We start from the raw sequence: 22,600 nt of genomic DNA, 5'->3' as shown, positions 1-22,600 counted from the left end.
AGTATCCAGAATGGCAGATATAAAAAAGCGGTATGACCGGTGCGATCATACCGCCTGTGATATTCAGGGCAAGCTTAAAGGCCCTGTTGCAGCCCCAGATTGACCCGCTCTCGCAATTCTTTGCCGGGTTTGAAATGAGGTACATACTTGCCAGTGAGCTCTACCGCATCACCGGTCTTGGGGTTGCGGCCCCTGCGCGGCTCACGGTAGTGCAACGAGAAGCTGCCAAAGCCACGGATCTCGATACGGTCACCGGTCGAGAGGGACTGGGACATGTGCTCGAGAATAGTTTTTACGGCCAGTTCAACGTCCTTCGAGGACAGCTGGTTCTGCTTGGCCGCAATTGTTTCGATCAATTCACTCTTGGTCATAGCTCTTATTCGGGCGTTATTTCACCGGGAATTATTGTGGACCCTGATTCTATATTGCGCAAGTGCTTATTTTATATAGGAAAAGTGCGAAAAGATCACATTTTTTTCAGACATAAAAAAAGGCCCGCATAAGCGGGCCTTTTTTGTTTGGATCAGATCGAGAATTACTTCTCGGTCATCTGCGCCTTGATCAGGTCGCCGATAGTACCTGGAGACGCTGTTTCCTGCTCGGCGTCTTTCAGTGACTTCACAGCTTCCTGCTCGTCGTCGTAATCCTTGGCCTTAATGGACAGAACTACGCCGCGGTTCTTGCGATCCACAGAGACGATTTTGGCTTCAACGGAGTCGCCAACCTTGAAGGAGTTACGCGCATCTTCCACACGGTCGCGGGAAATGTCGGACGCCTTCAGGATGCCTTCAACTTCGTCAGCCAGTTTGATGATCACTTCTTTGGCTTCTACTTCAATCACTTCACCGGTGACGATAGCGCCACGGTCATTGACTGCGATGTAGTTGCCGAACGGATCGTCTTCCAGCTGCTTGATACCGAGAGAGATGCGCTCGCGCTCAGGATCGACGGACAGGATAACTGTCTCAATCTCGTCGCCCTTCTTGTAGTTGCGAACCGCTTCTTCGCCAGTTTCGTTCCAGCTGATGTCGGACAGGTGCACCAGGCCATCGATGTTGCCTTCCAGACCGATGAAGATACCGAAGTCGGTGATGGATTTGATGGAGCCGGCAATCTTGTCGCCTTTCTGGCACTTGGAAGCGAATGCATCCCAGGGGTTCTGCATGCACTGCTTGATACCCAGGGAGATGCGACGACGCTCCTCGTCGATGTCCAGAACCATAACTTCCACTTCGTCGCCCAGCTGGACGATCTTGGAAGGGTGTACGTTCTTGTTGGTCCAATCCATTTCGGATACGTGCACCAGACCTTCCACACCCTCTTCGAGCTCGGCAAAACAGCCGTAGTCGGTGAGGTTGGTGATCTTGGCCTTGACGCGGCTGCCCTCGGGGTAGCGACCAGTGATCTCGACCCAGGGATCTTCACCCAGTTGCTTGAGACCCAGAGAAACGCGGTTGCGCTCGCGATCGAACTTGAGGATCTTGACGTCGATTTCCTGACCAACTTCCACGATCTCGGAAGGATGCTTGATGCGCTTCCAGGCCATGTCGGTAATGTGCAGCAGGCCGTCTACGCCGCCCAGATCTACGAAAGCACCGTAGTCGGTCAGGTTCTTGACGATACCCTTGACGGACATGCCTTCTTGCAGGGTCTCCAGCAGCGCTTCGCGCTCTTCGCTGTTAGCCGCTTCCATGACTGCGCGACGTGATACCACGACATTGTTGCGCTTCTGGTCGAGCTTGATGACCTTGAATTCGAGTTCCTTGCCTTCCAGATGGACGGTCTCGCGAACGGGACGTACGTCTACCAGGGAGCCCGGCAGGAACGCGCGGATTGTGTTGATGTCGACGGTGAAACCACCCTTGACCTTGCCGTTGATGACGCCCTTGACCACTTCTTCGGCCTCGTGGGCGGCTTCCAGCTCTTTCCAGGCTTCAGCACGCTTGGCTTTCTCGCGAGACAGTTTGGTTTCACCAAAGCCATCTTCTACGGATTCCAGGGCTACCTGTACTTCGTCACCGATGCTCAGTGAGCATTCGCCTGCGGCGTCGGTGAACTGGGAACGGGGGATAATACCTTCAGACTTGAGGCCCGCATGTACGGTGACCCAGTCGCTGTCGATGTCGATCACTACGCCGGTTACGATTGCACCGGGCTGCATGTCGACTGTTTTCAGGCTCTCTTCAAATAGTTCGGCGAAAGATTCGCTCATTACACATTACCTATAGGTTTAGTCATCCGTCCCTCCAGCCGGGTACGGGGTTGTTTAAAAGCACTGTACAAGGAAGCTATGACTGGATTCAGCCACCTCAACAGTGTATGCCATTTAAAAGGAGATCGCGGATTTTATCCGCTAATAGAGACCTTTTCGTGCCACTTCTAACATCACCTGATCAAAAACCTGCTCGATCGTAGTGGTGGTGCTATCGATGACTATGGCGTCCTCGGCGGGCACCAGGGGAGAGACAGATCGCGTCGAATCGCGCGCATCTCTCTCCTGGATGTCCTCCAGAAGGCGCGGGAGACTAACACTTTCACCCTTTGATATCAACTGTTTGAAGCGCCGCTCAGCGCGCTCCTCAGCCGATGCAGTGAGGAAAAACTTGAGGTCCGCTGCAGGGAAAACCACCGTGCCCATGTCGCGGCCATCTGCGACCAGGCCCGGAGGCCGGCAGAATTCACGCTGACGAGCGAGCAAGGCATCGCGAACGGCAGGGATAGCTGCAACGGTCGAAGCGCCGCGCCCGCCCTCCTCCGTGCGAATAACGGCGGAAACATCAGCGCCCTTATAGGCCACCAGTACTTCGCCTGACTCGGCATAGGTAAAGGACACATCCAGGTGGCGAGCCACCTCGGTGACAGCGGGATGATCATCCCAACTGACACCCTCTATCAGGCAGGCCTGGCCAGTGACACGGTAAAGCGCCCCACTGTCCAGAAAGTGCCAGCCGAGCCTGTCTGCGAGAAGATGACTGATAGTGCCCTTGCCGGCCCCTGAGGGCCCGTCGACAGCTATTACCGGGGCATCTTGCACTGCTTAATCAGCCTGTGCGGTGATCTGCAGCCCCAGGCCACGGGCCAGTGCATCGAAGCCGGGGAAGGACGTAGCCACGTGATCGCAATCCAGAACATGAATTTCTTCTTCTGCGCGCAGCGCTGCAATACTGAACGCCATGGCGATACGATGATCCATGTGCGTGCGAATTTTTCCGCCACCCATGGTTCCACCGTCGATCACAATGCCGTCGTCGAGCAGCTCGCTTTTCACGCCCAGGGTGTCCAGGCCCTCGGCCATTGCGGCGAGACGGTCGCTCTCTTTCACCCGCAGTTCTTCTGCGCCGCGCAGCACGGTGCGGCCCTCGGCACAGGCGGCAGCAATAAACAGCACCGGGAACTCATCGATGGCCAGCGGCACCTGGTCTTCAGGAATTTCGATACCCTTAAGGGGCGCATAGCGTATGTAGATATCAGCTACGGGCTCACCACCAACTTCACGTTCATTCTTGAGGGTGATATCAGCGCCCATCAGGGTCAGGATATTCAATACCCCTACCCGGGTGGGATTAATGCCTACGTGCGTCAGCAGCAGGTCCGAACCCGGCGCGATGGCCGCGGCCACCAGGAAAAAAGCAGCGGAGGATATATCCGCGGGCACATCGATGTCACCGGCGACGAGGCGGCCACCGGATTCAAGACTGATGACCTCATTCTCACATTTCACCTGATAGCCGAAACCGCGCAACATGCGCTCGGTGTGGTCGCGAGTGGGCGCAGGCTCAGTCACGGAGGTGCGACCCTCGGCATAGAGCCCCGCCAGCAGGGTGCAGGATTTAACCTGGGCGCTGGCCATCGGCAGATCGTAGTGAATACCGCGGAGGCTCCTGCCGCCTTTTATGCGCAGAGGCGGACGACCACCCTCTTCGGATTCGATCTCGGCACCCATTTTTTGCAGTGGGGTGATCACCCGGCCCATGGGACGACTGCAAAGGGAAGCGTCACCCGTCAGTACGGTATCGAAGGGTTGACCTGCCATCAAACCCGCCATCAGGCGCATACCGGTGCCGGCATTACCCAGATCAAGTGGCTCAGTCGGCGCTTTCAGGCCGTGCAGCCCAACGCCGTGAACAACAACCTCACCCTCGCCGCGACGCTCGATTTCAACGCCCATGGCTTGAAAAGCCCCCAGGGTGGCCAGGGCGTCTTCTCCCTCAAGAAAACCCTTAACATGGGTCGTGCCTTCGGCGAGTGCGCCCAGCATAATCGAGCGGTGCGACATCGACTTGTCGCCGGGCACGCGCGCCTCACCAGAGATGGTACCGCCGGGTTTTAACAAAAATTCCATAGTCTCTTTCTCTAACTCTCTGCCTTGTCGCCCTGGCGCTCTGCCAGGATCGCGGCGAATTCATCCCGCGCCGCCTTGGCCCGGGTAAACGTTGCATGCATGCCATCACTGTCCTGGGCTTCCACCGCAGCCCGCAGGCTGGCCAGATGCTCACTGAACAGATCGATCGAGTCGAGCAGCGCCCCCTTGTTGGCTATGGCGATATCTCGCCACATGACCGGGTCGGAGGATGCTATACGGGTAAAGTCGCGAAAGCCACCGGCAGCGCAGCGGAAAATCTCGTCGCTGGCGTCGGACTGGGCCAATGCATCCACCAGGGAATACGCAAGCACATGCGGTAAGTGGCTGGTCGCGGCCAGCACAGCATCATGCTGCGCGACGCTCATATCGACAACCTCTGCGCCCGTGGCAGCCCACATATCGCGCACCAGGTCCAACGCAGCAGCATCGTTTTCTGCCACCGGCGTGATGATCACCCGGTGATTAACGTAAAGATCCGCCTTTGAGGCGGCCACGCCACTCTGCTCAGAACCCGCAATGGGGTGGCCCAGCACAAAGTTGGCGGGGTAGCGGCCATCGCAGATGCGCCGGGCGGCGCTTTCAAGATTTCCTTTGACGCTCGCCGCATCGGTCACCACCGGCGCATCCTGTCGGCCAGCAATGCGCGGCAGAATCTGTTCCAGCACCTGCTCGGCAATCAGGGTCGGCGTGCAGATCACGAGAATGTCAGCGCTCTCGATGACCTCGTCCAAATCAAGGGTGAAGCTATCAATCACCCCCAGCGCAACGCCTTTTTCCAGCGACGGCGCGCGGTGGCCGTAACCGATGACTCGCTCACAAAATGCATTGGCCTTGAGAGCACGGGCCAGCGAACCGCCGATCAAGCCAAGGCCGAGAATGGCAACTGTGCTTACTCGCGTAGCCATACTCGATCAGAGCACCGCACGGGGGTAGGAGCCGAGCGGCTTAAGCAGGATGGACTGTTCCTCCAACTCGCCAACAATGCCGGCGATATTTTCGTCCTGCAGATGTCCCTCGAATTCGATAAAGAAAACATAGGCCCATTTCTCGGTGCGCGAAGGCCGGGTGTCGATTCGGGTCAAACTCACACCAGCTTTCCGGAACGGGTCCAGCAGGGTAAACAGAGCGCCTGGCTTGTTGCGGCTGGAGACAATAATAGAGGTTTTGTCGCGACCCGAGGCCGGTACTTCCTCGCGGCCAATTATCAGGAAGCGCGTCGTGTTATCGGCATAGTCTTCGATGTGCTCTGCGAGCTTTTCGAGACCGTAAAGCTCTGCAGCCATATCGCCAGCGATGGCCGCGACACCTGGCATGTCTACCGCCATGCGCGCTGCTTCACCATTACTGCTCACAGCTACCCGCTCGATATCGGGCCAGTTGCGGTCCAGCCAGTTACGGCACTGCGCCAGGGCTTGCTGGTGTGCACAAATTCGCTGGATATCGCCCTTACCCGTGTGGCTCGCCACCAACAGATGGTGACCGATACCCATTTCCACCTCACCGGAAATCTTCAGCGAGGAATCCATAAAGTTGTCCAGCGTGTGACTGACCATGCCTTCGGTGGAATTTTCCACTGGCACAACGCCATAATTACACTCACCAGACTCAACCTGCGCAAATACTGAGGCGATGGTCCCGCGGGGCACACACACGGCAGCATGACCAAAGTGCTTAATCGCGGCCGCCTGGGTAAACGTGCCCTCCGGGCCCAGATACGCCACCTGCAGCGGTTTCTCCAGTGCCAGACAGGCGGACATGACCTCGCGAAAAATATGCGCCACTGTCTCGCCCTGCAGCGGCCCTTCTTCGCGATCGATAATATTCTGCAGCACCTGAGCCTCGCGCTCGGGCCGGTAGTAAACTACCTCGGCTTCCGTGTCGCCCGCTTCCAGGGCGGCCTGCACTTCGGCGAGTTTGATATCTGCTACCCGCTGGGCACACTTCGCCCGGCGGCTGATAAGCTGCTGTATTTCCCGGTCGATCGAGTCGATATCGACACGAACCTCGTCCAGGGTGCGATTGTCACCGTTATCCGCCATGGGCTTACCCGTTGCGTTGTTCGAAGTCCTGCATGAAAGCGATGAGTGCGTCTACAGCATCTTCGCCCACTGCGTTGTATATGCTCGCGCGCATGCCCCCGACAGAGCGATGCCCTTTCAGGTTAAGCAGACCGGCCTCATCGGCCTCGGCGAGGAACTGCTTGTCCAGACCAGCATCCGCCAGGGTGAATGGCACGTTCATCAGCGAGCGGCTCTGCACTTCCACCGGATTGGCATAGAAATCCGAGCCATCGATGGCGCCATAGAGCTTTTCAGCCTTGCGGCGGTTGACAGTCTCCATCGCCGTCAGGCCACCCTGCGCTTTGAGCCAATCGAACACCAGGCCAGCCAGGTACATCGCGTACGTGGGCGGAGTGTTGTACATGGAGTCATTGTCCGCGGCGGTCTGCCAGTTGAGCATCGCCGGGCAGCTTGGCACAGCCTTGCCCAGTAGATCCCTGCGCACGATCGCAATAGTCAGGCCGGCGGGGCCGATGTTTTTCTGGGCGCCAGCGTATATCACGCCGTAGTCATCGACATTCACCGGACGAGATAGAATAGTAGAAGACATATCCACCACCAACGGGACATCGGCCTGGGGCACCCAGAAGTACTCCACACCACCAATTGTTTCATTGGGCGTGTAGTGCAAATACGCGGCGCCGTCGCTCAGCTGCCAGCTATCCCGCGGCGGGATAGTGGAAAAGTTGGTGTCCTCGGAGGTCGCTGCCACGTTTACATTGCCATAGCGCTTTGCCTCTGCGATCGCTTTTTTGGACCACTGCCCGGTGTTGACGTAGTCAGCCGTGCCATTCTCGCCCATCAAATTGAGGGGGACGGCGGCGAACTGGGTGCTGGCACCACCTTGCAAAAACAGCACCGCGTAGTCGTCCGAAATACCCATAAGCTCACGCAGCGTGGCCTCGGCATGTTCGGCAACGCTCACGACTTCCGGGCTACGATGGCTCATTTCCATAATGGACAGGCCGGCGCCATGCCAGTCGAGGATTTCGTCTCGGGCTGTTTCCAGTACCGCCTCGGGCAGAGCCGCCGGGCCGGCGCAGAAATTGTATTTGCGGGTCATGGTCTGGTTCTCAAATTGTGGTTTAAATCGCGACCGTCGGCCGCCCCCCATGAGAAAGAACGATCAAATGGGGGTGTTTATTCCTGAATAATAGGTAGGCGCGAACAGTCGTCGCGAACTATCATGTCTCCTCGCCGGGCTCTTCATCCTGGCTGGATGCTTCACCTTCGACGGATTCTGTCATTTCGCTGGATGCTTCATCCGAAGCAGATTCTGCACTCTCGCTGGATCCCTCGCCCTCGAGCAGCACTTCCTCCTCTGGCTCATCGATACGCTCTACACTCACCAGCGCTTCGCCTTCCTTGGTGCGGATAACGCGCACACCCTGCGTATTTCGACCAAGAATAGAGATCTCATCCGCACGGGTACGCACGAGCGTGCCCTGGTTGGATATCAGCATCAGTTCGTCGCCATCGAAAACCTGAACCGCGCCGACCAACTTGCCGTTGCGCTCGGTAGTCGCCATGGCGATCACACCCTTATTGCCGCGTCCCTTCGTGGGGAAACCCGTGATTTCAGTGCGCTTGCCGTAGCCGTGTTCAGACACGGTCAATACGCGACCACCCTCACGGGGCACGATCAGGGAAATCATCTCGTGGCCCTCGCCCAGCTTGATACCCCGTACGCCCTTGGCGGTGCGGCCCATCTGGCGCACATCACCCTCTTTGAATCGAACGGCTTTGCCCTCACTGGACAGCAACATCACGTCCTGTTCGCCGGTGGTGATAGCGGTGCCAACCAGCACATCGCCCTCGACCAGGTCCAGTGCACGCAAGCCGACGCTGCGCTGACGCGAGAAATCGGTCAGTGCAGTCTTCTTAACAGTGCCGTTGGCGGTGGCCATAAAGATGTAATGGCCCTCGGTATACTCTTCCACCGGCAGAATGGAAGTGACACGTTCGCCGTCTTCCAATGGCAACAGGTTGACCATCGGGCGGCCGCGAGAATTGCGCCCGGCCAGAGGAATCTGGTAAACCTTGAGCCAATAGACTTTGCCCAGGTTGGAGAAGCAGAGAATAGTGGCATGGGTGCTGGCAATCAGCAGATGCTCTACAAAATCCTCGTCTTTCACTGAGGTGGCAGACTTGCCCATACCGCCACGGCGCTGCGCCTGATAGTCGGTCAGAGGCTGGGTCTTGGCATAACCCCCGTGAGAAATAGTAACCACCCGGTCCTCTTCAGTGATCAGATCTTCCACTGTGAGGTCGTGCTGGCTGGCGGTGATTTCAGTTTTACGCTCGTCGCCATACTCGGCAACAATTTCTTCCAGCTCCTCACGAATAACAACTTTGAGGCGCTCAGGATCAAACAGGATTTCCAGGTACTCGCCGATTTCGCGCAGTCTCTCCTCGAATTCGTTGAGCAGCTTCTCGTGCTCGAGGCCAGTCAGGCGATGCAGGCGCAACTCGAGAATGGCCTGAGCCTGCGCAGGAGACAGGTGGTATTTGCCTTCGCGAACACCGTACATCGGGTCCAGCTCATCCGGGCGGCAGGCATCGGCACCGGCGCGCTCCAGCATGCCGCTGACATCACCTGGTTCCCAGGCACGTGCCAGCAGTTTTTCCTTAGCTTCAGTAGAGCTAGGTGACGCCTTGATCAACTCGATCACTGGGTCAATATTGGCCAGCGCTATGGCGAGACCTTCGAGAATATGGCCTCGCTCACGCGCCTTGCGCAGCAGGTACACGGTACGACGCGTCACAACCTCGCGACGGTGACGGATAAACGCTTCGAGTATTTCCTTGAGGTTCAGTATCTTGGGCTGGCCATCCACCAGGGCCACCATATTGATACCGAATACTGACTGCAGCTGCGTCTGCGAATAGAGATTGTTGAGCACAACATCGCCCACTTCACCCCGGCGAAGCTCGATCACAACCCGCAGGCCGTCCTTGTCAGATTCGTCCCTGAGTTCAGTAATGCCCTCAAGCTTCTTCTCTTTTACCAACTCGGCAATACGCTCGATCAGGCGCGCCTTGTTCAGCTGGTAGGGAATTTCGTGGATCAGGATGATGTCTTTGCCGCGCTTCTCGTCGGTAATGACTTCGGCCCGCGCACGCACGTATATGCGACCGCGGCCAGTGCGATAGGCCTGGATAATACCTGCGCGGCCATTGATGATCGCACCGGTAGGGAAATCAGGGCCCGGAATATGCTCCATGAGCTCGTCGACGGTGAGTTCGGGATCGCTCAGCAGGGCCAGGCAGCCACTGATGACCTCGGTGAGGTTATGCGGCGGAATATTGGTGGCCATGCCCACGGCAATACCGGAGGAACCGTTAACCAGCAAGCTGGGGACGCGGGTCGGCAGCACCGCGGGAATCTGCTCTGTGCCGTCGTAGTTATCGACGAAATCCACAGTCTCCTTATCCAGGTCAGCGAGCATCTGGTGGGAGATTTTCTGCATCCGGATTTCGGTGTAACGCATCGCGGCGGCATTGTCGCCGTCGATGGAGCCGAAGTTACCCTGCCCGTCTACCAGCATGTAGCGCATAGAGAACGGCTGGGCCATGCGCACGATAGTGTCGTACACAGCGGAGTCACCGTGAGGGTGATATTTACCGATAACATCACCGACCACACGGGCGGACTTTTTGTAGGCTTTATTCCAATCGTTGTTGAGCTCGTTCATAGCGAAAAGCACACGCCGGTGAACTGGCTTGAGCCCGTCGCGCACGTCTGGCAGCGCGCGGCCCACGATCACGCTCATTGCGTAATCGAGGTAGGATTGTTTCATCTCGTCTTCAATATTGACGGGAAGAATTTCTTTCGCTAAATCACCCATGTACGACTGTATCCCACGGCCATTTTTACAGGCCTCGTCTTGAATTAATTATGCTGTGTTAAACGGGGTGCAACGCACTTTGGAAAAGTGCCGGAACGCCCCTGAATACCAACCGCCGATTATACGGAATTGACCGCGTAACTACCACGTTTTTACTGAATTTCACCGACAATTACGGCTCTCTAGGGGTATACTCTCCGCCCACTGGTGACGCGCTCTCCAAGCAGCGCCAAAGCTGGTGGAAAATTGACCAAAGAAGGGCCGTAATGAGCCAGATTCCAAGCAGCGTCGACACCCTGATTCACCCCGAGTGGCTGGTACCGGTTGTGCCCCGAGGGACAGTGCTGGAAAACTACAGCCTGGCCATAACTGGCCAGCGCATCAGCGCTATCCTGCCGCGGGATGAAACCGCTGGCATTGAGGCCGGCAGGGTTATCGAGCTGCCAGGCCACGCATTGACCCCCGGCCTGATCAATGCACACGGGCACGCCGCGATGAGTTTGCTGCGCGGCTATGCCGATGACCTGCCCCTCATGCCCTGGCTGGAAAATCATATCTGGCCCGCAGAAGGCGCCCATGTGAGCGCTGAATTTGTCGCCGACGGCACCGAACTCGCTATCGCAGAGATGATCCGCTCCGGCACCACGACATTTTCTGACATGTATTTCTTCCCGGACACCTGCGCCCAGACGGCCCAACGCCTGGGTATGCGTTGCCAGCTCAGCTTCCCGGTCCTGGACTTCCCCAGCAACTGGGCCCGCAACGCCGACGAATACATCAGCAAGGGTCTGCGCCTGCGGGACGAGACCAAGCATCTGGACCTTGTAAACATCGCCTTTGGGCCGCACGCCCCCTACACCGTGTCGCGAGAGAATCTCCAAAAAGTGGCCACGCTGGCAGCGGAACTGGATGCGGGCATCCAGATCCACCTGCACGAGACCGCCGGCGAAGTCCTGCAAGCGGTTGAAGCGAATGGCGAGCGCCCAATCGACACACTGAACGCCATCGGCCTGCTAGGGCCCCGCACCCAGTGCGTGCACATGACCGATCTGGGTGACCAGGACATTGAAACCCTGGTCAAGACCGGTGCATCCGTGGTGCACTGCCCTCAATCCAACATGAAGCTTGCCTCGGGGATCGCTCCGGTCAAAAAATTATTGGAGGCCGGTGTCAACCTCGCTCTGGGCACGGACAGCGCGGCCAGTAACAACGACCTCAATATGTTTGGCGAGATGCAGAGCGCCTCTTTCCTCGCCAAGTTGCACAGCGAAGACGCCACCGCGCTTCCCGCTGCCGACGCCTTGTACATGGCGACCCTGGGTGGCGCCCGCACACTCGGCCTCGATGAGCTGGTTGGCAGCCTGGAAGTTGGCAAGCAGGCAGACCTCATTGCAGTCGACCTCACCGGCCCGGAATGCCAACCCCTGTTCCACCCGCTATCGCAGCTCGTATACAGCTGTAACGGCAGCCAGGTCCGGCATAGCTGGATAGCCGGCCAACAACTGCTCCAAGACCGCGAACTTATCCGTATCGACCTGCCAGACCTGCTCGCGCGAGCAGATCAATGGCGCCAAAAAATTGAGATGACAAACAAGGCATGAGCACAGAATCCAACGTAGATCCCGCAGAAATCGCCAAGTTCGAAGCGCTGGCTTCGCGCTGGTGGGACCGCAATAGCGAATTCAAACCACTGCACGACATCAATCCATTGCGTGCCAACTACATCGACGGCATTTCACCCGTTGCAGGCAAACGCCTGGTGGACGTTGGCTGTGGCGGCGGGATACTGGCAGAAGCCATGGCCCAGCGCGGCGCGACTGTCACCGGCATCGACATGGGCGAGGCGCCACTGTCCGTGGCCAAACTGCACGGCCTGGAATCCGGTGTCGAAGTGGATTACCAACAGAGCACCGCCGAGGAACTGGCCGAGCGCGAGCCAGGCGCATTCGACGTCGTGTGCTGTCTGGAAATGCTGGAACACGTGCCCGATCCCGGAGCGATCATCCAGGCTTGTGCCGACATGGCCAAACCCGGCGGCAACCTCTATTTTTCCACCATTAACCGCAATCTGAAGGCCTACGCCTTCGCCATCGTCGGCGCCGAACATATTCTGCAGTTGCTGCCAGCGGGCACGCACGAATACGACAAGTTCATCAAGCCCTCTGAAATGGCGGGCTGGATTCGCGATGCCGGCCTGCTGCTAAAAGATCAGACCGGCCTGACCTACAATCCGCTCACCCGGATCTATCGCCTCAACCCGAGCGATGTCAGCGTGAACTACATGGTGCACGCGGTGAAACCCGCATGATGCCCAGGGACCTGCAGGCAGTATTGTTTGACCTGGATGGCACCCTCGTCGATACGGCAGCGGAATTTGTCGTCGTGGTGCAGAAGCTACGCGCTGAACACGGGCTACCAGAGATGGACCCGCAACGCATCCGCGCATCGGTTTCCAATGGCGCAAGAGCACTGGTGAAGCTGGGCCTGGACATCGATTTCGAGGCACCCGAATTTGAGAGCAAGCGGCTGCGCCTGCTCGAACTGTACACCGAGGTACTGGGGACCGAGGCGACGCCTTACCCCGGGATTACCGAGTTGCTCGATGAACTTGCCGAGCGCGGCATATCCTGGGGCGTGGCGACCAACAAACCACGTGCCTACGCCGAACCGCTGCTACCCCGGATCGGCCTGTACTGCCCCAGCCTGGTTTGCCCGGACGACGTCAAAGATCGCAAACCACACCCGGAATCCCTGTACCTCAACTGTCGTGAACTGGGCTGCACACCGCACCAGGCGATCTACGTGGGCGACCACGTGCGCGACATCGAAGCGGGCAAGCGCGCGGGCATGTATACGATTGCCGCCGCCTATGGCTATATCGAGCCAGACGACAGCGCTGAATCCTGGGGCGCGGACATAATTGCCCCTCGCAGCGAAGACCTGATAAACCTGATACTCACCGACTGACGAGCTCCGTTAATGAACATTGCAACTGCACCCGCCGACTACCAGCCTGCCGAAAATCTACTGGAGGGTAAAACCATTCTTGTCACCGGCGCCGGCGACGGCATCGGGCGCGCCGCAAGCCTCGCCTACGCGGCTCATGGTGCCACTGTGATTTTGCTGGGGCGCACCGAAGGCAAACTGGACGCTCTCTATGACCAGATCGAAGCGGCAGGCCATGCTAAACCGGCCATCGTGCCCATGGACCTGCTCACCGTGACCGAAGAGCAGTGCATGCAACTGGTGGCCGGACTGGCCGATGAATTCGGCCAGATAGACGGCCTGCTGCACAACGCGAGCGTGCTTGGCGAACGCCGCCCTATCCAGAGCGCTACTTATACCGCCTGGCAGGAAGTCATGCAGGTGAATGTAAATGCGGCATTTCTCCTGACCCGCCACCTGCTGCCGTTGCTACAGGCTTCACCCAGCGCATCTATCGTGTTCACGTCTTCTGGAGTGGGCCGCACGGGTCGCGCATTCTGGGGCGCCTACGCCGCGTCCAAATTTGCCACCGAGGGGCTCATGCAGGTGTTGTCAGAGGAATTGGTGGAGACGTCAAATATCCGTGTGAACTGCATCAATCCCGGCGCCACCAATACCACGATGCGGCGCACTGCCTACCCGGCGGAGCACCCCGAGAAGAACCCCTCACCCGAGGAGATTATGGGGACTTATCTGTATTTGATGGGAGAGGATAGCGCAGGCACTACTGGCGTCTCATTCGACGCGCAGTAGTCCTTCAGTTATCACTAGCGCTTTTTGCGGGCAGGCGGGCGCCCACGGCGCTTATTGAACTGGCGCTCCATGACCTCGCGCTCTTTTACGCTGGAGCGTTTCTGGTCTTTGAGTTCCATGCCGGCCAGGCGGTACAGGCTTTTGACTTCTTTCGAGTGGAGCTCCACCCACTGGCCCTGCTTGACCTTGGACGGAATAAACACGTCGCCGTAGCGCACTCGCTTGAGGCGCGACACGGTCAGCCCCTGAGATTCCCACAGACGGCGCACCTCGCGGTTACGACCCTCCATGATAACCACGTAAAACCAGTGATTTATGCCGTCACCGCCGCCGTCCTGGATGTCAGTGAAGCGGGCAACACCATCATCGAGCATCACCCCTTCAAGCAAGCGACTGAGCATTGCCTCGTCCCACTCACCCATGACCCGCACCATGTATTCGCGCTCGATATTAGACGAGGGATGCATCAGGGAATTGGCGAGATCGCCGTCGGTGGTGAACAACAACAGGCCAGAGGTGTTGTAATCGAGCCGGCCTATCGAAATCCAGCGCCCGGCTTTTAGCTTGGGCAGGCGCTCGAAAACGGTGCGCCGACCCTGGGGATCCTTGCGTGAGGAAACCTCACCAGTTGGCTTGTGATACAGAATGCAGCGGGTTTCCTGTGCTGGCGCGCGATCAAGTGGCCGTCCGTCAACGCTGATGCGATCGCGATCGATAACTCGATCGCCTAGCCTGGCCACCTTGCCGTTAACGAGAATCCGTCCTGCTTCAATCCAGCGCTCCATTTCCCGACGCGAACCAATGCCAGTGCGCGCAAGAACCTTCTGCAGTTTTTCGCCAGGGACCGAGGGAGCGGGCTTGGCGTCGTCGGCAGGCTCCTCTGTATAGGGGGATGACATGAATCGCTATCAGACCTGCTGTTCGGGGTTGGCGGAGGCTTCAGGTTCTTCTTCAGCAGCTTCGGGTTCAGCAGCTTCGGTGAGGTCCGTCATGGCCTCAGCAAGTTCCTCGGCCACGATAAACTCAGCGTAAGGTTCGTCTGCTTCGACGTGGTCCGTTCCGCCTACGACAGTGAGTCCCGGGCCATCACCTTCAGCCTCGGATGCGGCGGGCTCGGACCCCTCATCAGCCGCGGGCGCTGCACTCTCGGGCAGCGGCTCAGTAAAGCCGAGCTCGGCATTGAGTGTTTCCAGATCGCGGATCTCGGCGAGCGCGGGCAACTGATCGAGGTTCTTGAGGTTAAAGTAATCGAGGAACTGGCGTGTAGTGGCATACATGGCGGGACGGCCAGGCACATCGCGATGCCCGACAACCCGGATCCACTCACGCTCGTGCAGCGTTTTGATAATATTCGAACTCACCGCCACACCGCGAATCTCTTCGATCTCACCACGGGTGATAGGTTGGCGATAGGCAATGAGTGCCAGGGTCTCGAGCAGAGCGCGGGAGTACTTGGCCGGGCGCTCCTGCCACAGACGTGCCACCCAGGGGCTCAGATTCTGGCGCACCTGAAAACGAAACCCACTCGCCACTTCCACCAGCTCAAAGCCGCGATCGTCGCAGCGCTCGGCAACTTCTTTCATGGCCTCGCGGATAGCAGCGTTTTCGGGCCGCTCGTGTTCTTCAAACAGCTCAGCCAGCTGCGCCACAGTGAGCGGCTTGCCCGCAGCCAGTAGTGCGCCTTCGAGGATCTGTACCAGACCTGTTTCCGCCATGTTATTCAGACCTTGCCTTGACGTGGATAGGACCGAAAGAGTCGGTCTGAACAATTTCCACGAGTGATTCCTTGATCAATTCCATTACCGCCAGGAACGTGACCACCACGCCCAGACGTCCTTCTTCTGCCGAAAACAGTGACACAAACGGCACGAACTGCTGCCCTGCCAGTTGTTCCAGCACATCCGACATCCGTTCCCGGGTAGACAGGGCTTCTCGCTGGATGTGGTGGCTCTCATACATATCAGCACGGCGCAACACCTCAGACAGCGCAACCAGAAGCTCGCGCATGTCGACGTCAGGGTCAGGCCGCACACGATTAATGTCCGGAGGGTTGGCACTACCCACCCAGGTGTCCCGCTCCATGCGGGGCATTTCCTCGATGTCTTCGGCAGCCTTTTTGAAACGCTCGTATTCCTGCAGGCGCCGGATCAACTGGGCGCGCGGATCTTCCTCGTCCTCGTCAATATCGGTAGAGCGCGGCAGCAACATCCGTGACTTGATCTCGGCGAGCATTGCCGCCATCAGCAAGTACTCCGCCGCGAGTTCAAACTGCATGGCGTCCATAAGATCGACGTAGTGCATGTACTGCTGGGTGATCTTGGACACATCGACCTCGAGAATATCGAGATTCTGACGCTTAATCAGGTACAGCAGCAGATCCAGCGGCCCCTCGAATGCCTCGAGAAAGACTTCAAGCGCCTGCGGCGGAATGTACAAATCCTTGGGCAGTTCCGTGACTGCCTGCCCCATCACCACAGCGAAGGGCATCTCTCCCTGTTGGGGGAATTCCGGACCGGTGGGCACAGCCGATTCAGGCGCCTCAGCGGAAGCCTCTGGGGCTTCTACGGGTACTTCGGATTCGGGTTCGTTGGCTGACACGGGATTACCTGTAATTGTCTGAGACCAGTATACAGGATCAGTCCTCGAATGGGGCAATATCACCCTTACCGGCGCGCATCACCAGAGGAGTGTCTTCCACCATATCCACAACCGTGGTCGCTTCCATCCCACAGTAGCCGCCATCGATCACTAAATCAGCGTGGTGCTGCAAGGTCTCGCGAATGTCGTAGGGGTCGATCAGGGGATACTCGTCACCCGGCATGATCAGGGTAACGCTCATCATGGGTTCGCCGAGATCCGCGAGCAGGGCCTGGGCAATCGCGTTGTCCGGAACCCTGAGGCCAACCGTTTTCCGCTTGGGGTGCATCAGGCGCCGGGGGACCTCGGAAGTGGCCCGCAGGATGAACGTATAGGGGCCGGGCGTACAGTGCTTGAGCAGCCGGTAAGCGGCGTTGTCGACCCGGGCGTAAGTGGCGATCTCGGAGAGATCGCGACACACCAGGGTGAAATTGTGACGATCATCCAGTTGACGAATCCTGCGAATTCGATCCAGGGCATTCTTGTCACCAATATGGCAACCCAGGGCATAGGCGGAGTCTGTGGGGTAGGCCACCACGCCGCCGTCACGGATAATATCCACGGCCTGGCGCACCAGGCGCGCCTGCGGGTTCTCTGGATGGATTTGTAAAAACTGGGTCACCGGGCCTCCTCTGGGTTCTCTTGCGCCGACTCGAAGTGTCGCCACACTCCCGACCGGGCCTCAAGCCGGAGCAATTCTACACCCAAGCGGGGGCTATAGGGCCCATCCCTGTGAAAATCACTGCCGGCGGATACGTCCAGTTCAAAATCCTCCGCCAGCCGCAGGAGCTGGGCAGTCTGGTCCGGCGTCTGGCGACCGCTGAGGGCCTCAACCGCTGTGCCCCCGGCTTCGGCAAAGTCTTGCACAAGGCGCCTGAGCTTCATCCGGGTGTACTTGTACTTGAGTGGATGCGCCAGCACTGCGATACCACCCGCATCGACGATCCAGGCCACCGCCCGGGCGAGCTCTGGCCAGAATGCCTTCACATCCCCCGGCTTACCCTGCCCCAGATACTTGTCAAAGGCGGTGTTGTGGTCAGGCACATGCCCCTGCGCCACCATCCAGCTGGCAAAGTGTGGCCGGCCCAGCTGGCCGCCCCCAGCCTCGATCTGAGCCCCTTCGAGCGCGCCGGGGAAGCCTCGGCTAGCCAGGCGCTCAGCAATCTTGATCCCCCTGGCCGTGCGCGCCGTATCAAGTTCTGCAAGCCCTTCGCACATGGCCGGATGCTGGCAATCCACCCCAAGGCCCACTACATGAATAGTCGTGGCAGACCAGCGACAGGACACCTCTACCCCGGGAACCAGTTTCACCGTGGGATAGTCCAACTGGAATTGACTGGCCTCGAGATAGCCTGCCATCGTATCGTGATCGGTGATAGCAAACAGGTCGATGCCCGCCTCACTGGCGCGCTGCAGGAGCTCCCTGGGCGTCAGGGCACCATCAGAAGCTGTCGTATGGGTATGGAAGTCGATCAGCACAATCTTTACACTTAGGCGCTGCGGCACGGGGTGCCGAGCGAACAATAATCATGGGGAAAACCCATAGTAACAGCCGAGGTACAGGGCACACCATGAAGCAATTGGCAGAATTTATCCCCATCGCCCTCTTTTTCGTCGTCTACCAACTCGACGGCGAGACCATGGCCCTGGGCAGCTGGGCCTACACTTTTGATGGCATTTTCAGCGCGACAGCCGTGTTGATGGTCGCCACCGTCGCTCAGGTCGGCCTGACTTTCGCCTTCAGTGGACGATTGGAGAAGCGCGCCCTGTGGATGGCCGCGGCTATTCTTGTTTTCGGTGGTGCCACCCTGGTGCTGCGCAACGAGCTCTTTATCCAGTGGAAGCCCACTATTTTCAATTGGGTGCTCGCGCTCGCCTTCGGCGGCTCCCAATTCATCGGCGACAAAAACCTGATGGAGCGTACTCTGGGCAGCCAGATCGTTCTGCCAAGGCCCATATGGACCAAACTGAACTTGCTGTGGGTGAGCAACTTCACCATCGTCGGCGCACTCAATCTGGTCGTCGCCTACGGCTACTCTGAAGCCACCTGGGTCAGCTACAAACTTTACTCTGCCATTGGTTTCACGCTGGTACTGACTGTGCTGACCGCGATTATCGTCAGCCCCCATATTAAAGAAGAAGCACCGCTCACCGACAATCAGGAAGCCTGACATCATGTTGTATGCCATTCTCTGCGAAGACGTAGAAAACAGCCTTTCGCTGCGCGCTGGCGCGCGCCCCGCCCACCTGGAACGTATTCAGGAACTGGTGGATGCCGGGCGACTGCTGGTCGCAGGCCCCCACCCTGCGCTCGACACTGAAGATCCCGGTGAAGCGGGCTTCACTGGCAGCCTGATCATCGCCGAGTTCGACAGTCTGGAAGCAGCCACCGCCTGGGCGGACTCCGATCCCTATGTAGACGCCGGCGTATTCTCCAAGGTCACGGTAAAGCCCTACAAAAAGGTCCTGCCCTAAACCACTCCACGCCTACAAATACCCCCGCAGGGGCGTTAAACTAGCGCCCCCATTCAAAGAATCACCAAAGAATCATCGAGGTTCCCATTTTGCTGCGCTCCCTGCCCGTCCTGCTGCTTTCGCTATTGCTGGCCACTACCCTCCAGGCTCAGGAAACACGCTATGTCAGCGACAAGGTCTTTATTGTCCTGCACAAGGGGCCCGGCGCAGAGTATCGCTGGGCAGCCAAACTGACTCCGGGCACTCGCCTCAGCGCTGGCCGCTCCCAGGGCGACTGGACCGAAGTCACAACTGCCCGCGGCACCCCCGGCTGGGTTCGCACCGAATTTCTCACCGCCGACAGCCCCGCCCAGGTCAAACTTCCCCAGGCCGTAGCGCGAGCGGATCAACTGTCTGATGAAAACGCCAATCTCAGCAACGATCTGGGCACGCTGCAGGGCGAGAAAGTCGAGTTGCTAAACCGCATTACCAGCACCGAGGCCGATCTGGTTTCTGTGTCTGAGGAACTGGCTGAACTCAAAACTATTTCCGGTAACGCGGTACAACTTGATATCGACAACCGGCGGCTCGTAGAGGAAGCAGAAAACCTGCGCGCCGAAGTAGATACGCTCGAAGCAGAAAACCTGCGCCTGACTGACAAGCTAAAGAGCGAGGCCTTCATGAATGGCGCGCTCGCTGTACTGCTGGGTGTGATTATTACTCTGGTAGTCCCCCGCCTCTGGCCCAAGCGCCGCAAACCCTCAAGCTGGGGATCCAGCTGGTAAGGAGATACACAATGCTCAGAATTTTCACGCTCGCCCTGGCCCTGGTACTTGCGCCTTTAACAAGCGCAGCCGAGCGAGAAGAAACCCCACTGCCCAACCCGTTGGTAACCGTCAAAACTTCCGATGGCAGTTTCACCCTGCGCCTGTTCCGCGACAAGGCGCCCATCAGCGTGGAAAACTTTCTCAAATACGTCGATGAGGGTTACTACAACGGCACAATCTTCCACCGCGTGATTCCTGACTTCATGATCCAGGGCGGTGGTTTCCTGGCGGATATGAGCGAAAAACCGCCGAATGACCCGATTGTGAATGAATCGAAAAACCGCCTGCACAATACCCGCGGCACGATTGCCATGGCGCGGACCAATGACCCGGATTCCGCAACCTCCCAGTTCTTCGTCAACCTGCGCAATAATCTGCGTCTGGACTGGGCGCCAGGGCGCGAGGGCTACACTGTGTTTGGCGAAGTCATCGAAGGCATGAAAGTCGTGGACTTCATCGCCACCGTCCCCACGGGCAATGCAGGTGGGCACAGCGACGTACCGACAGACACCGTCACTATTATTGAGGTGAAACGGAAATCCCTGCTGTGATCGCCCTGTCGGTCAACCTCAACAAGATTGCCTTGATCCGTAATTCCAGGGACACCACCAACCCCAGTGTGCCGGGCCATGCACAGATGTGCATAGACGCGGGAGCCGATGGCATTACGGTCCACCCTCGGCCGGATCAGCGTCATATCCGCGCCCAGGATTGTTACGACCTGGCAGCCATGCTGGACGTTGAATTCAATATCGAGGGCAACCCCTTCACCCGCGCTCGCAAAAGCGAGCGAGAGGGAGTGACCGACTACCCCGGTTTCATGGAATTAGTAAAGGACATCCGCCCTGCCCAGGTCACTCTGGTCCCCGATGGCGACGGCCAGCTCACCTCCGATCATGGCTTCGACCTTAAGCGCGATGGCGATCGGGTTGCGCCGCTGGTAGCAGAGCTCAAATCACTGGGCATGAGGACCAGCCTGTTCATGGACCCCGATCCAGAACAAATTCGTCTCGCCGCCCAGACCGGCACCGATCGGATCGAGCTCTATACTGAACGTTATGCCCATGCCTTTAAAACCAATACAGATGTCGACAAGGTACTGGGAGAGTTCATCCGCGCCGCGGAAGTCGCGGCAGAGGAAGGCCTGGGACTCAATGCAGGCCACGACCTTGACCTACACAACTTGCCCCGCTTTACTACAGAAGTGCCGGGGCTACTCGAAGTCTCTATCGGCCATGCCCTGACAGTGGATGCCATCCATCAGGGGCTCGCCAACAGCATACGCGCCTACCAGCACGCACTCGGTAAACAATGACAACGACAGGATCTACATCTATGAACAAACGTATTCTTCAGACCCTCATCCTCAGCTTACTGCCTATTGCCGGTACGGCATCCGCGCAAGATCTCGGCAAACTGGTTGAGGCCGTGGACACGGATAAGGCCGTGCAATCGGTGGACACCGATAAAATGACCGAAGCCGTCAGTGGCGATAGCGTCGACTACAAGAAAGCCTATGACTCAGTGGACAAGCAGAAAGCCAGCGAGTCGGTAGACATGGACAAGGTGAAGGAAGCTATTTCCACACCGTCTGAGTAAACGCTACTCCCAGGGAGTTCACCATGGCATTGGATATTATAGGCGCAGGCTTCGGCAGAACCGGCACCATGTCGCTAAAGGCCGCTCTCGAGCAGCTGGGGTTCCCCTGCTACCACATGGTGGAGTGCTTTCCGCAGGGGCCATCGCACTGGAAGCTTTGGGAAGCGGTGGGCACCGAAACGCCGGACTGGGAGGCAATCTTCAGGGGGTTCACTGCTACGGTGGACTTCCCCGCCTCGACAAGTTTTGCTGCCCTGGCGGACTTCTACCCTGAAGCAAAAGTGATTCACACTGTCCGCGACCCGGAAAAATGGTTCCGATCAGTTCAGGACACGATCTTTGGTGAAGAGTGGATCGCCTTTCTGCCGGATACTGAGGCAGGCGCCTATATGAAGGCGACGATTAACGACTACTTTGACGGTCGTATGCACGAACGCGAGCACCTTGTCCGGCGGTTCAACGAACATACCGCCGCTGTTCGCGAGTACATTGACCCTGAACGACTCCTGGTATTTGAGGTAGCTGACGGCTGGGAACCACTGTGTCAATTTTTGGAGTTACCTGCCCCGGAAGAAACCTTCCCCCACGTCAACGACACCGAAGCGATTCAGGGCCTGATCAGGAACATCATGGATAAGGGTTTCCAGGCGGTGCTCGGCTACCAGGGCTAGGCCTGAACTGGCGCTACAGGCGGGCGAGAGCCTCACGGATAACATCCGGCACAGGTATCGTCTGCTTGGTTTTCATATCCACATGCACCAATACTGCACTGCCCCGGGCGACCAGCGTGTCGCCCTGCTGCATCTCACACTTCATGGTCAGCGAAGTATTGCCTGCGGTCACGGCAGTCATCTGGATTAACACATCTGTGCCGTGAAAGGTCTCTCTCAGATAGTCGATGGTCACTGAAGCTACCAGCCAGCGACCTTCGGACCTGGGGCCACCCCGCAGATAATCCAAGGCGTCAATCCGGGCCACCTCGAACCAGACTGACATCGCCGCGTTGTTGATATGCCCCAGGGCGTCGGTCTCATTAAAGCGCGGCTTGATCCGCGTAATCGGAATGCTCATGTG

Annotated in this window: 25 protein-coding genes; 11 read left to right on the top strand and 14 right to left on the bottom strand. The window is 58.1% G+C overall.

Going from position 1 to position 22,600, the window contains the following annotated elements; translation table 11 throughout:
* Positions 1–74 precede the first annotated feature (74 nt).
* The 8 genes from ihfB to gyrA form a co-directional block, all read right to left on the bottom strand.
* Positions 75–371 (bottom strand): integration host factor subunit beta, encoded by a 297-nt coding sequence (ihfB, locus tag EY643_RS06540; RefSeq protein WP_152661439.1) that lies wholly within the window; start codon positions 369–371, stop codon positions 75–77.
* 164 nt (positions 372–535) lie between these two features.
* The gene (gene rpsA / locus EY643_RS06535) at positions 536–2,212 is read right to left on the bottom strand and encodes a 30S ribosomal protein S1 (protein ID WP_152661438.1); all 1,677 of its coding nucleotides are present in this window, start codon (positions 2,210–2,212) and stop codon (positions 536–538) included.
* 141 nt (positions 2,213–2,353) lie between these two features.
* Positions 2,354–3,034: a (d)CMP kinase gene (gene cmk / locus EY643_RS06530; protein ID WP_152661437.1), complete on the bottom strand. Its 681-nt coding sequence runs from the start codon at positions 3,032–3,034 to the stop codon at positions 2,354–2,356.
* A 3-nt stretch (positions 3,035–3,037) separates the two neighbouring features.
* On the bottom strand, positions 3,038–4,342 hold the full coding sequence (gene aroA / locus EY643_RS06525) for a 3-phosphoshikimate 1-carboxyvinyltransferase (protein ID WP_152661436.1): 1,305 nt from the start codon (positions 4,340–4,342) through the stop codon (positions 3,038–3,040).
* An 11-nt stretch (positions 4,343–4,353) separates the two neighbouring features.
* Positions 4,354–5,268 carry a prephenate dehydrogenase/arogenate dehydrogenase family protein gene (locus tag EY643_RS06520; RefSeq protein WP_152661435.1) on the bottom strand — a complete coding sequence of 305 codons (915 nt, stop codon included), beginning with the start codon at positions 5,266–5,268 and terminating at the stop codon, positions 4,354–4,356.
* A gap of 6 nt (positions 5,269–5,274) precedes the next feature.
* A complete protein-coding gene (gene pheA, locus EY643_RS06515; RefSeq protein ID WP_152661434.1) occupies positions 5,275–6,402 on the bottom strand; it encodes a prephenate dehydratase in 1,128 nt (375 codons plus the stop codon).
* Positions 6,403–6,406: 4 nt separating this feature from the next.
* The gene (gene serC / locus EY643_RS06510) at positions 6,407–7,486 is read right to left on the bottom strand and encodes a 3-phosphoserine/phosphohydroxythreonine transaminase (RefSeq protein WP_152661433.1); all 1,080 of its coding nucleotides are present in this window, start codon (positions 7,484–7,486) and stop codon (positions 6,407–6,409) included.
* A 121-nt stretch (positions 7,487–7,607) separates the two neighbouring features.
* The gene (gyrA, locus tag EY643_RS06505; RefSeq protein ID WP_152661432.1) at positions 7,608–10,271 is read right to left on the bottom strand and encodes a DNA gyrase subunit A; all 2,664 of its coding nucleotides are present in this window, start codon (positions 10,269–10,271) and stop codon (positions 7,608–7,610) included.
* Positions 10,272–10,537: 266 nt separating this feature from the next.
* On the opposite strand from gyrA, the gene EY643_RS06500 reads away from it, so the two are divergent.
* The 4 genes from EY643_RS06500 to EY643_RS06485 are packed head-to-tail and all read left to right on the top strand — an operon-like array spanning position 10,538 to position 14,009.
* Positions 10,538–11,872 carry a TRZ/ATZ family hydrolase gene (locus EY643_RS06500; RefSeq protein ID WP_152661431.1) on the top strand — a complete coding sequence of 445 codons (1,335 nt, stop codon included), beginning with the start codon at positions 10,538–10,540 and terminating at the stop codon, positions 11,870–11,872.
* Complete coding sequence (ubiG, locus tag EY643_RS06495) at positions 11,869–12,579, top strand: bifunctional 2-polyprenyl-6-hydroxyphenol methylase/3-demethylubiquinol 3-O-methyltransferase UbiG (RefSeq protein ID WP_152661430.1); 711 nt, start codon at positions 11,869–11,871, stop codon at positions 12,577–12,579. The genes EY643_RS06500 and ubiG overlap by 4 nt, the downstream gene beginning before the upstream one ends.
* Positions 12,576–13,238: an HAD family hydrolase gene (locus EY643_RS06490; protein WP_240732845.1), complete on the top strand. Its 663-nt coding sequence runs from the start codon at positions 12,576–12,578 to the stop codon at positions 13,236–13,238. The genes ubiG and EY643_RS06490 overlap by 4 nt, the downstream gene beginning before the upstream one ends.
* A gap of 12 nt (positions 13,239–13,250) precedes the next feature.
* The gene (locus EY643_RS06485; protein ID WP_152661429.1) at positions 13,251–14,009 is read left to right on the top strand and encodes a YciK family oxidoreductase; all 759 of its coding nucleotides are present in this window, start codon (positions 13,251–13,253) and stop codon (positions 14,007–14,009) included.
* A 14-nt stretch (positions 14,010–14,023) separates the two neighbouring features.
* Here the strand turns inward: EY643_RS06485 and rluB are convergent, their stop codons facing one another.
* From rluB to EY643_RS06460, 5 genes are read right to left on the bottom strand one after another with little or no spacing between them, the layout of a single operon-like run.
* Entirely contained in the window at positions 14,024–14,908 is an 885-nt protein-coding gene (rluB, locus tag EY643_RS06480; protein ID WP_152661428.1) for a 23S rRNA pseudouridine(2605) synthase RluB, read from the bottom strand.
* 9 nt (positions 14,909–14,917) lie between these two features.
* Positions 14,918–15,724, bottom strand: a complete 807-nt coding sequence (gene scpB / locus EY643_RS06475) for an SMC-Scp complex subunit ScpB (protein ID WP_152661427.1) — start codon at positions 15,722–15,724, stop codon at positions 14,918–14,920.
* Position 15,725: 1 nt separating this feature from the next.
* A complete protein-coding gene (locus EY643_RS06470) occupies positions 15,726–16,607 on the bottom strand; it encodes a segregation and condensation protein A (RefSeq protein WP_420841638.1) in 882 nt (293 codons plus the stop codon).
* A gap of 37 nt (positions 16,608–16,644) precedes the next feature.
* The gene (locus tag EY643_RS06465; RefSeq protein ID WP_152661426.1) at positions 16,645–17,268 is read right to left on the bottom strand and encodes an L-threonylcarbamoyladenylate synthase; all 624 of its coding nucleotides are present in this window, start codon (positions 17,266–17,268) and stop codon (positions 16,645–16,647) included.
* Positions 17,265–18,125: a PHP domain-containing protein gene (locus tag EY643_RS06460; RefSeq protein ID WP_240732844.1), complete on the bottom strand. Its 861-nt coding sequence runs from the start codon at positions 18,123–18,125 to the stop codon at positions 17,265–17,267. Before EY643_RS06460 ends, EY643_RS06465 begins: the two co-directional genes overlap by 4 nt.
* A gap of 92 nt (positions 18,126–18,217) precedes the next feature.
* On the opposite strand from EY643_RS06460, the gene EY643_RS06455 reads away from it, so the two are divergent.
* The 7 genes from EY643_RS06455 to EY643_RS06425 all read left to right on the top strand — a co-directional run bounded on the left by EY643_RS06455 (position 18,218) and on the right by EY643_RS06425 (position 22,197).
* On the top strand, positions 18,218–18,817 hold the full coding sequence (locus tag EY643_RS06455; RefSeq protein WP_152661425.1) for an inner membrane-spanning protein YciB: 600 nt from the start codon (positions 18,218–18,220) through the stop codon (positions 18,815–18,817).
* A gap of 4 nt (positions 18,818–18,821) precedes the next feature.
* Entirely contained in the window at positions 18,822–19,121 is a 300-nt protein-coding gene (locus EY643_RS06450; protein ID WP_152661424.1) for a YciI family protein, read from the top strand.
* A gap of 89 nt (positions 19,122–19,210) precedes the next feature.
* The gene (locus tag EY643_RS06445) at positions 19,211–19,885 is read left to right on the top strand and encodes a TIGR04211 family SH3 domain-containing protein (protein WP_152661423.1); all 675 of its coding nucleotides are present in this window, start codon (positions 19,211–19,213) and stop codon (positions 19,883–19,885) included.
* A gap of 11 nt (positions 19,886–19,896) precedes the next feature.
* Positions 19,897–20,478 (top strand): peptidylprolyl isomerase, encoded by a 582-nt coding sequence (locus tag EY643_RS06440; RefSeq protein ID WP_152661422.1) that lies wholly within the window; start codon positions 19,897–19,899, stop codon positions 20,476–20,478.
* Positions 20,475–21,242 (top strand): pyridoxine 5'-phosphate synthase, encoded by a 768-nt coding sequence (locus EY643_RS06435; protein WP_152661421.1) that lies wholly within the window; start codon positions 20,475–20,477, stop codon positions 21,240–21,242. Before EY643_RS06440 ends, EY643_RS06435 begins: the two co-directional genes overlap by 4 nt.
* 20 nt (positions 21,243–21,262) lie before the next feature.
* A complete protein-coding gene (locus EY643_RS06430) occupies positions 21,263–21,526 on the top strand; it encodes a hypothetical protein (protein WP_152661420.1) in 264 nt (87 codons plus the stop codon).
* A 23-nt stretch (positions 21,527–21,549) separates the two neighbouring features.
* Positions 21,550–22,197: a sulfotransferase family protein gene (locus tag EY643_RS06425; protein WP_170287303.1), complete on the top strand. Its 648-nt coding sequence runs from the start codon at positions 21,550–21,552 to the stop codon at positions 22,195–22,197.
* 13 nt (positions 22,198–22,210) lie between these two features.
* On the opposite strand, the gene EY643_RS06420 is transcribed toward EY643_RS06425, so the two are convergent.
* Positions 22,211–22,597 (bottom strand): acyl-CoA thioesterase, encoded by a 387-nt coding sequence (locus EY643_RS06420; protein WP_152661419.1) that lies wholly within the window; start codon positions 22,595–22,597, stop codon positions 22,211–22,213.
* Positions 22,598–22,600: the final 3 nt, after the last annotated feature.

It is taken from the genome of Halioglobus maricola, from assembly GCF_009388985.1.
Classification (GTDB): Bacteria; Pseudomonadota; Gammaproteobacteria; order Pseudomonadales; family Halieaceae; genus Halioglobus; species Halioglobus maricola.
This window is presented reverse-complemented; position numbering and strand designations above follow the sequence as displayed.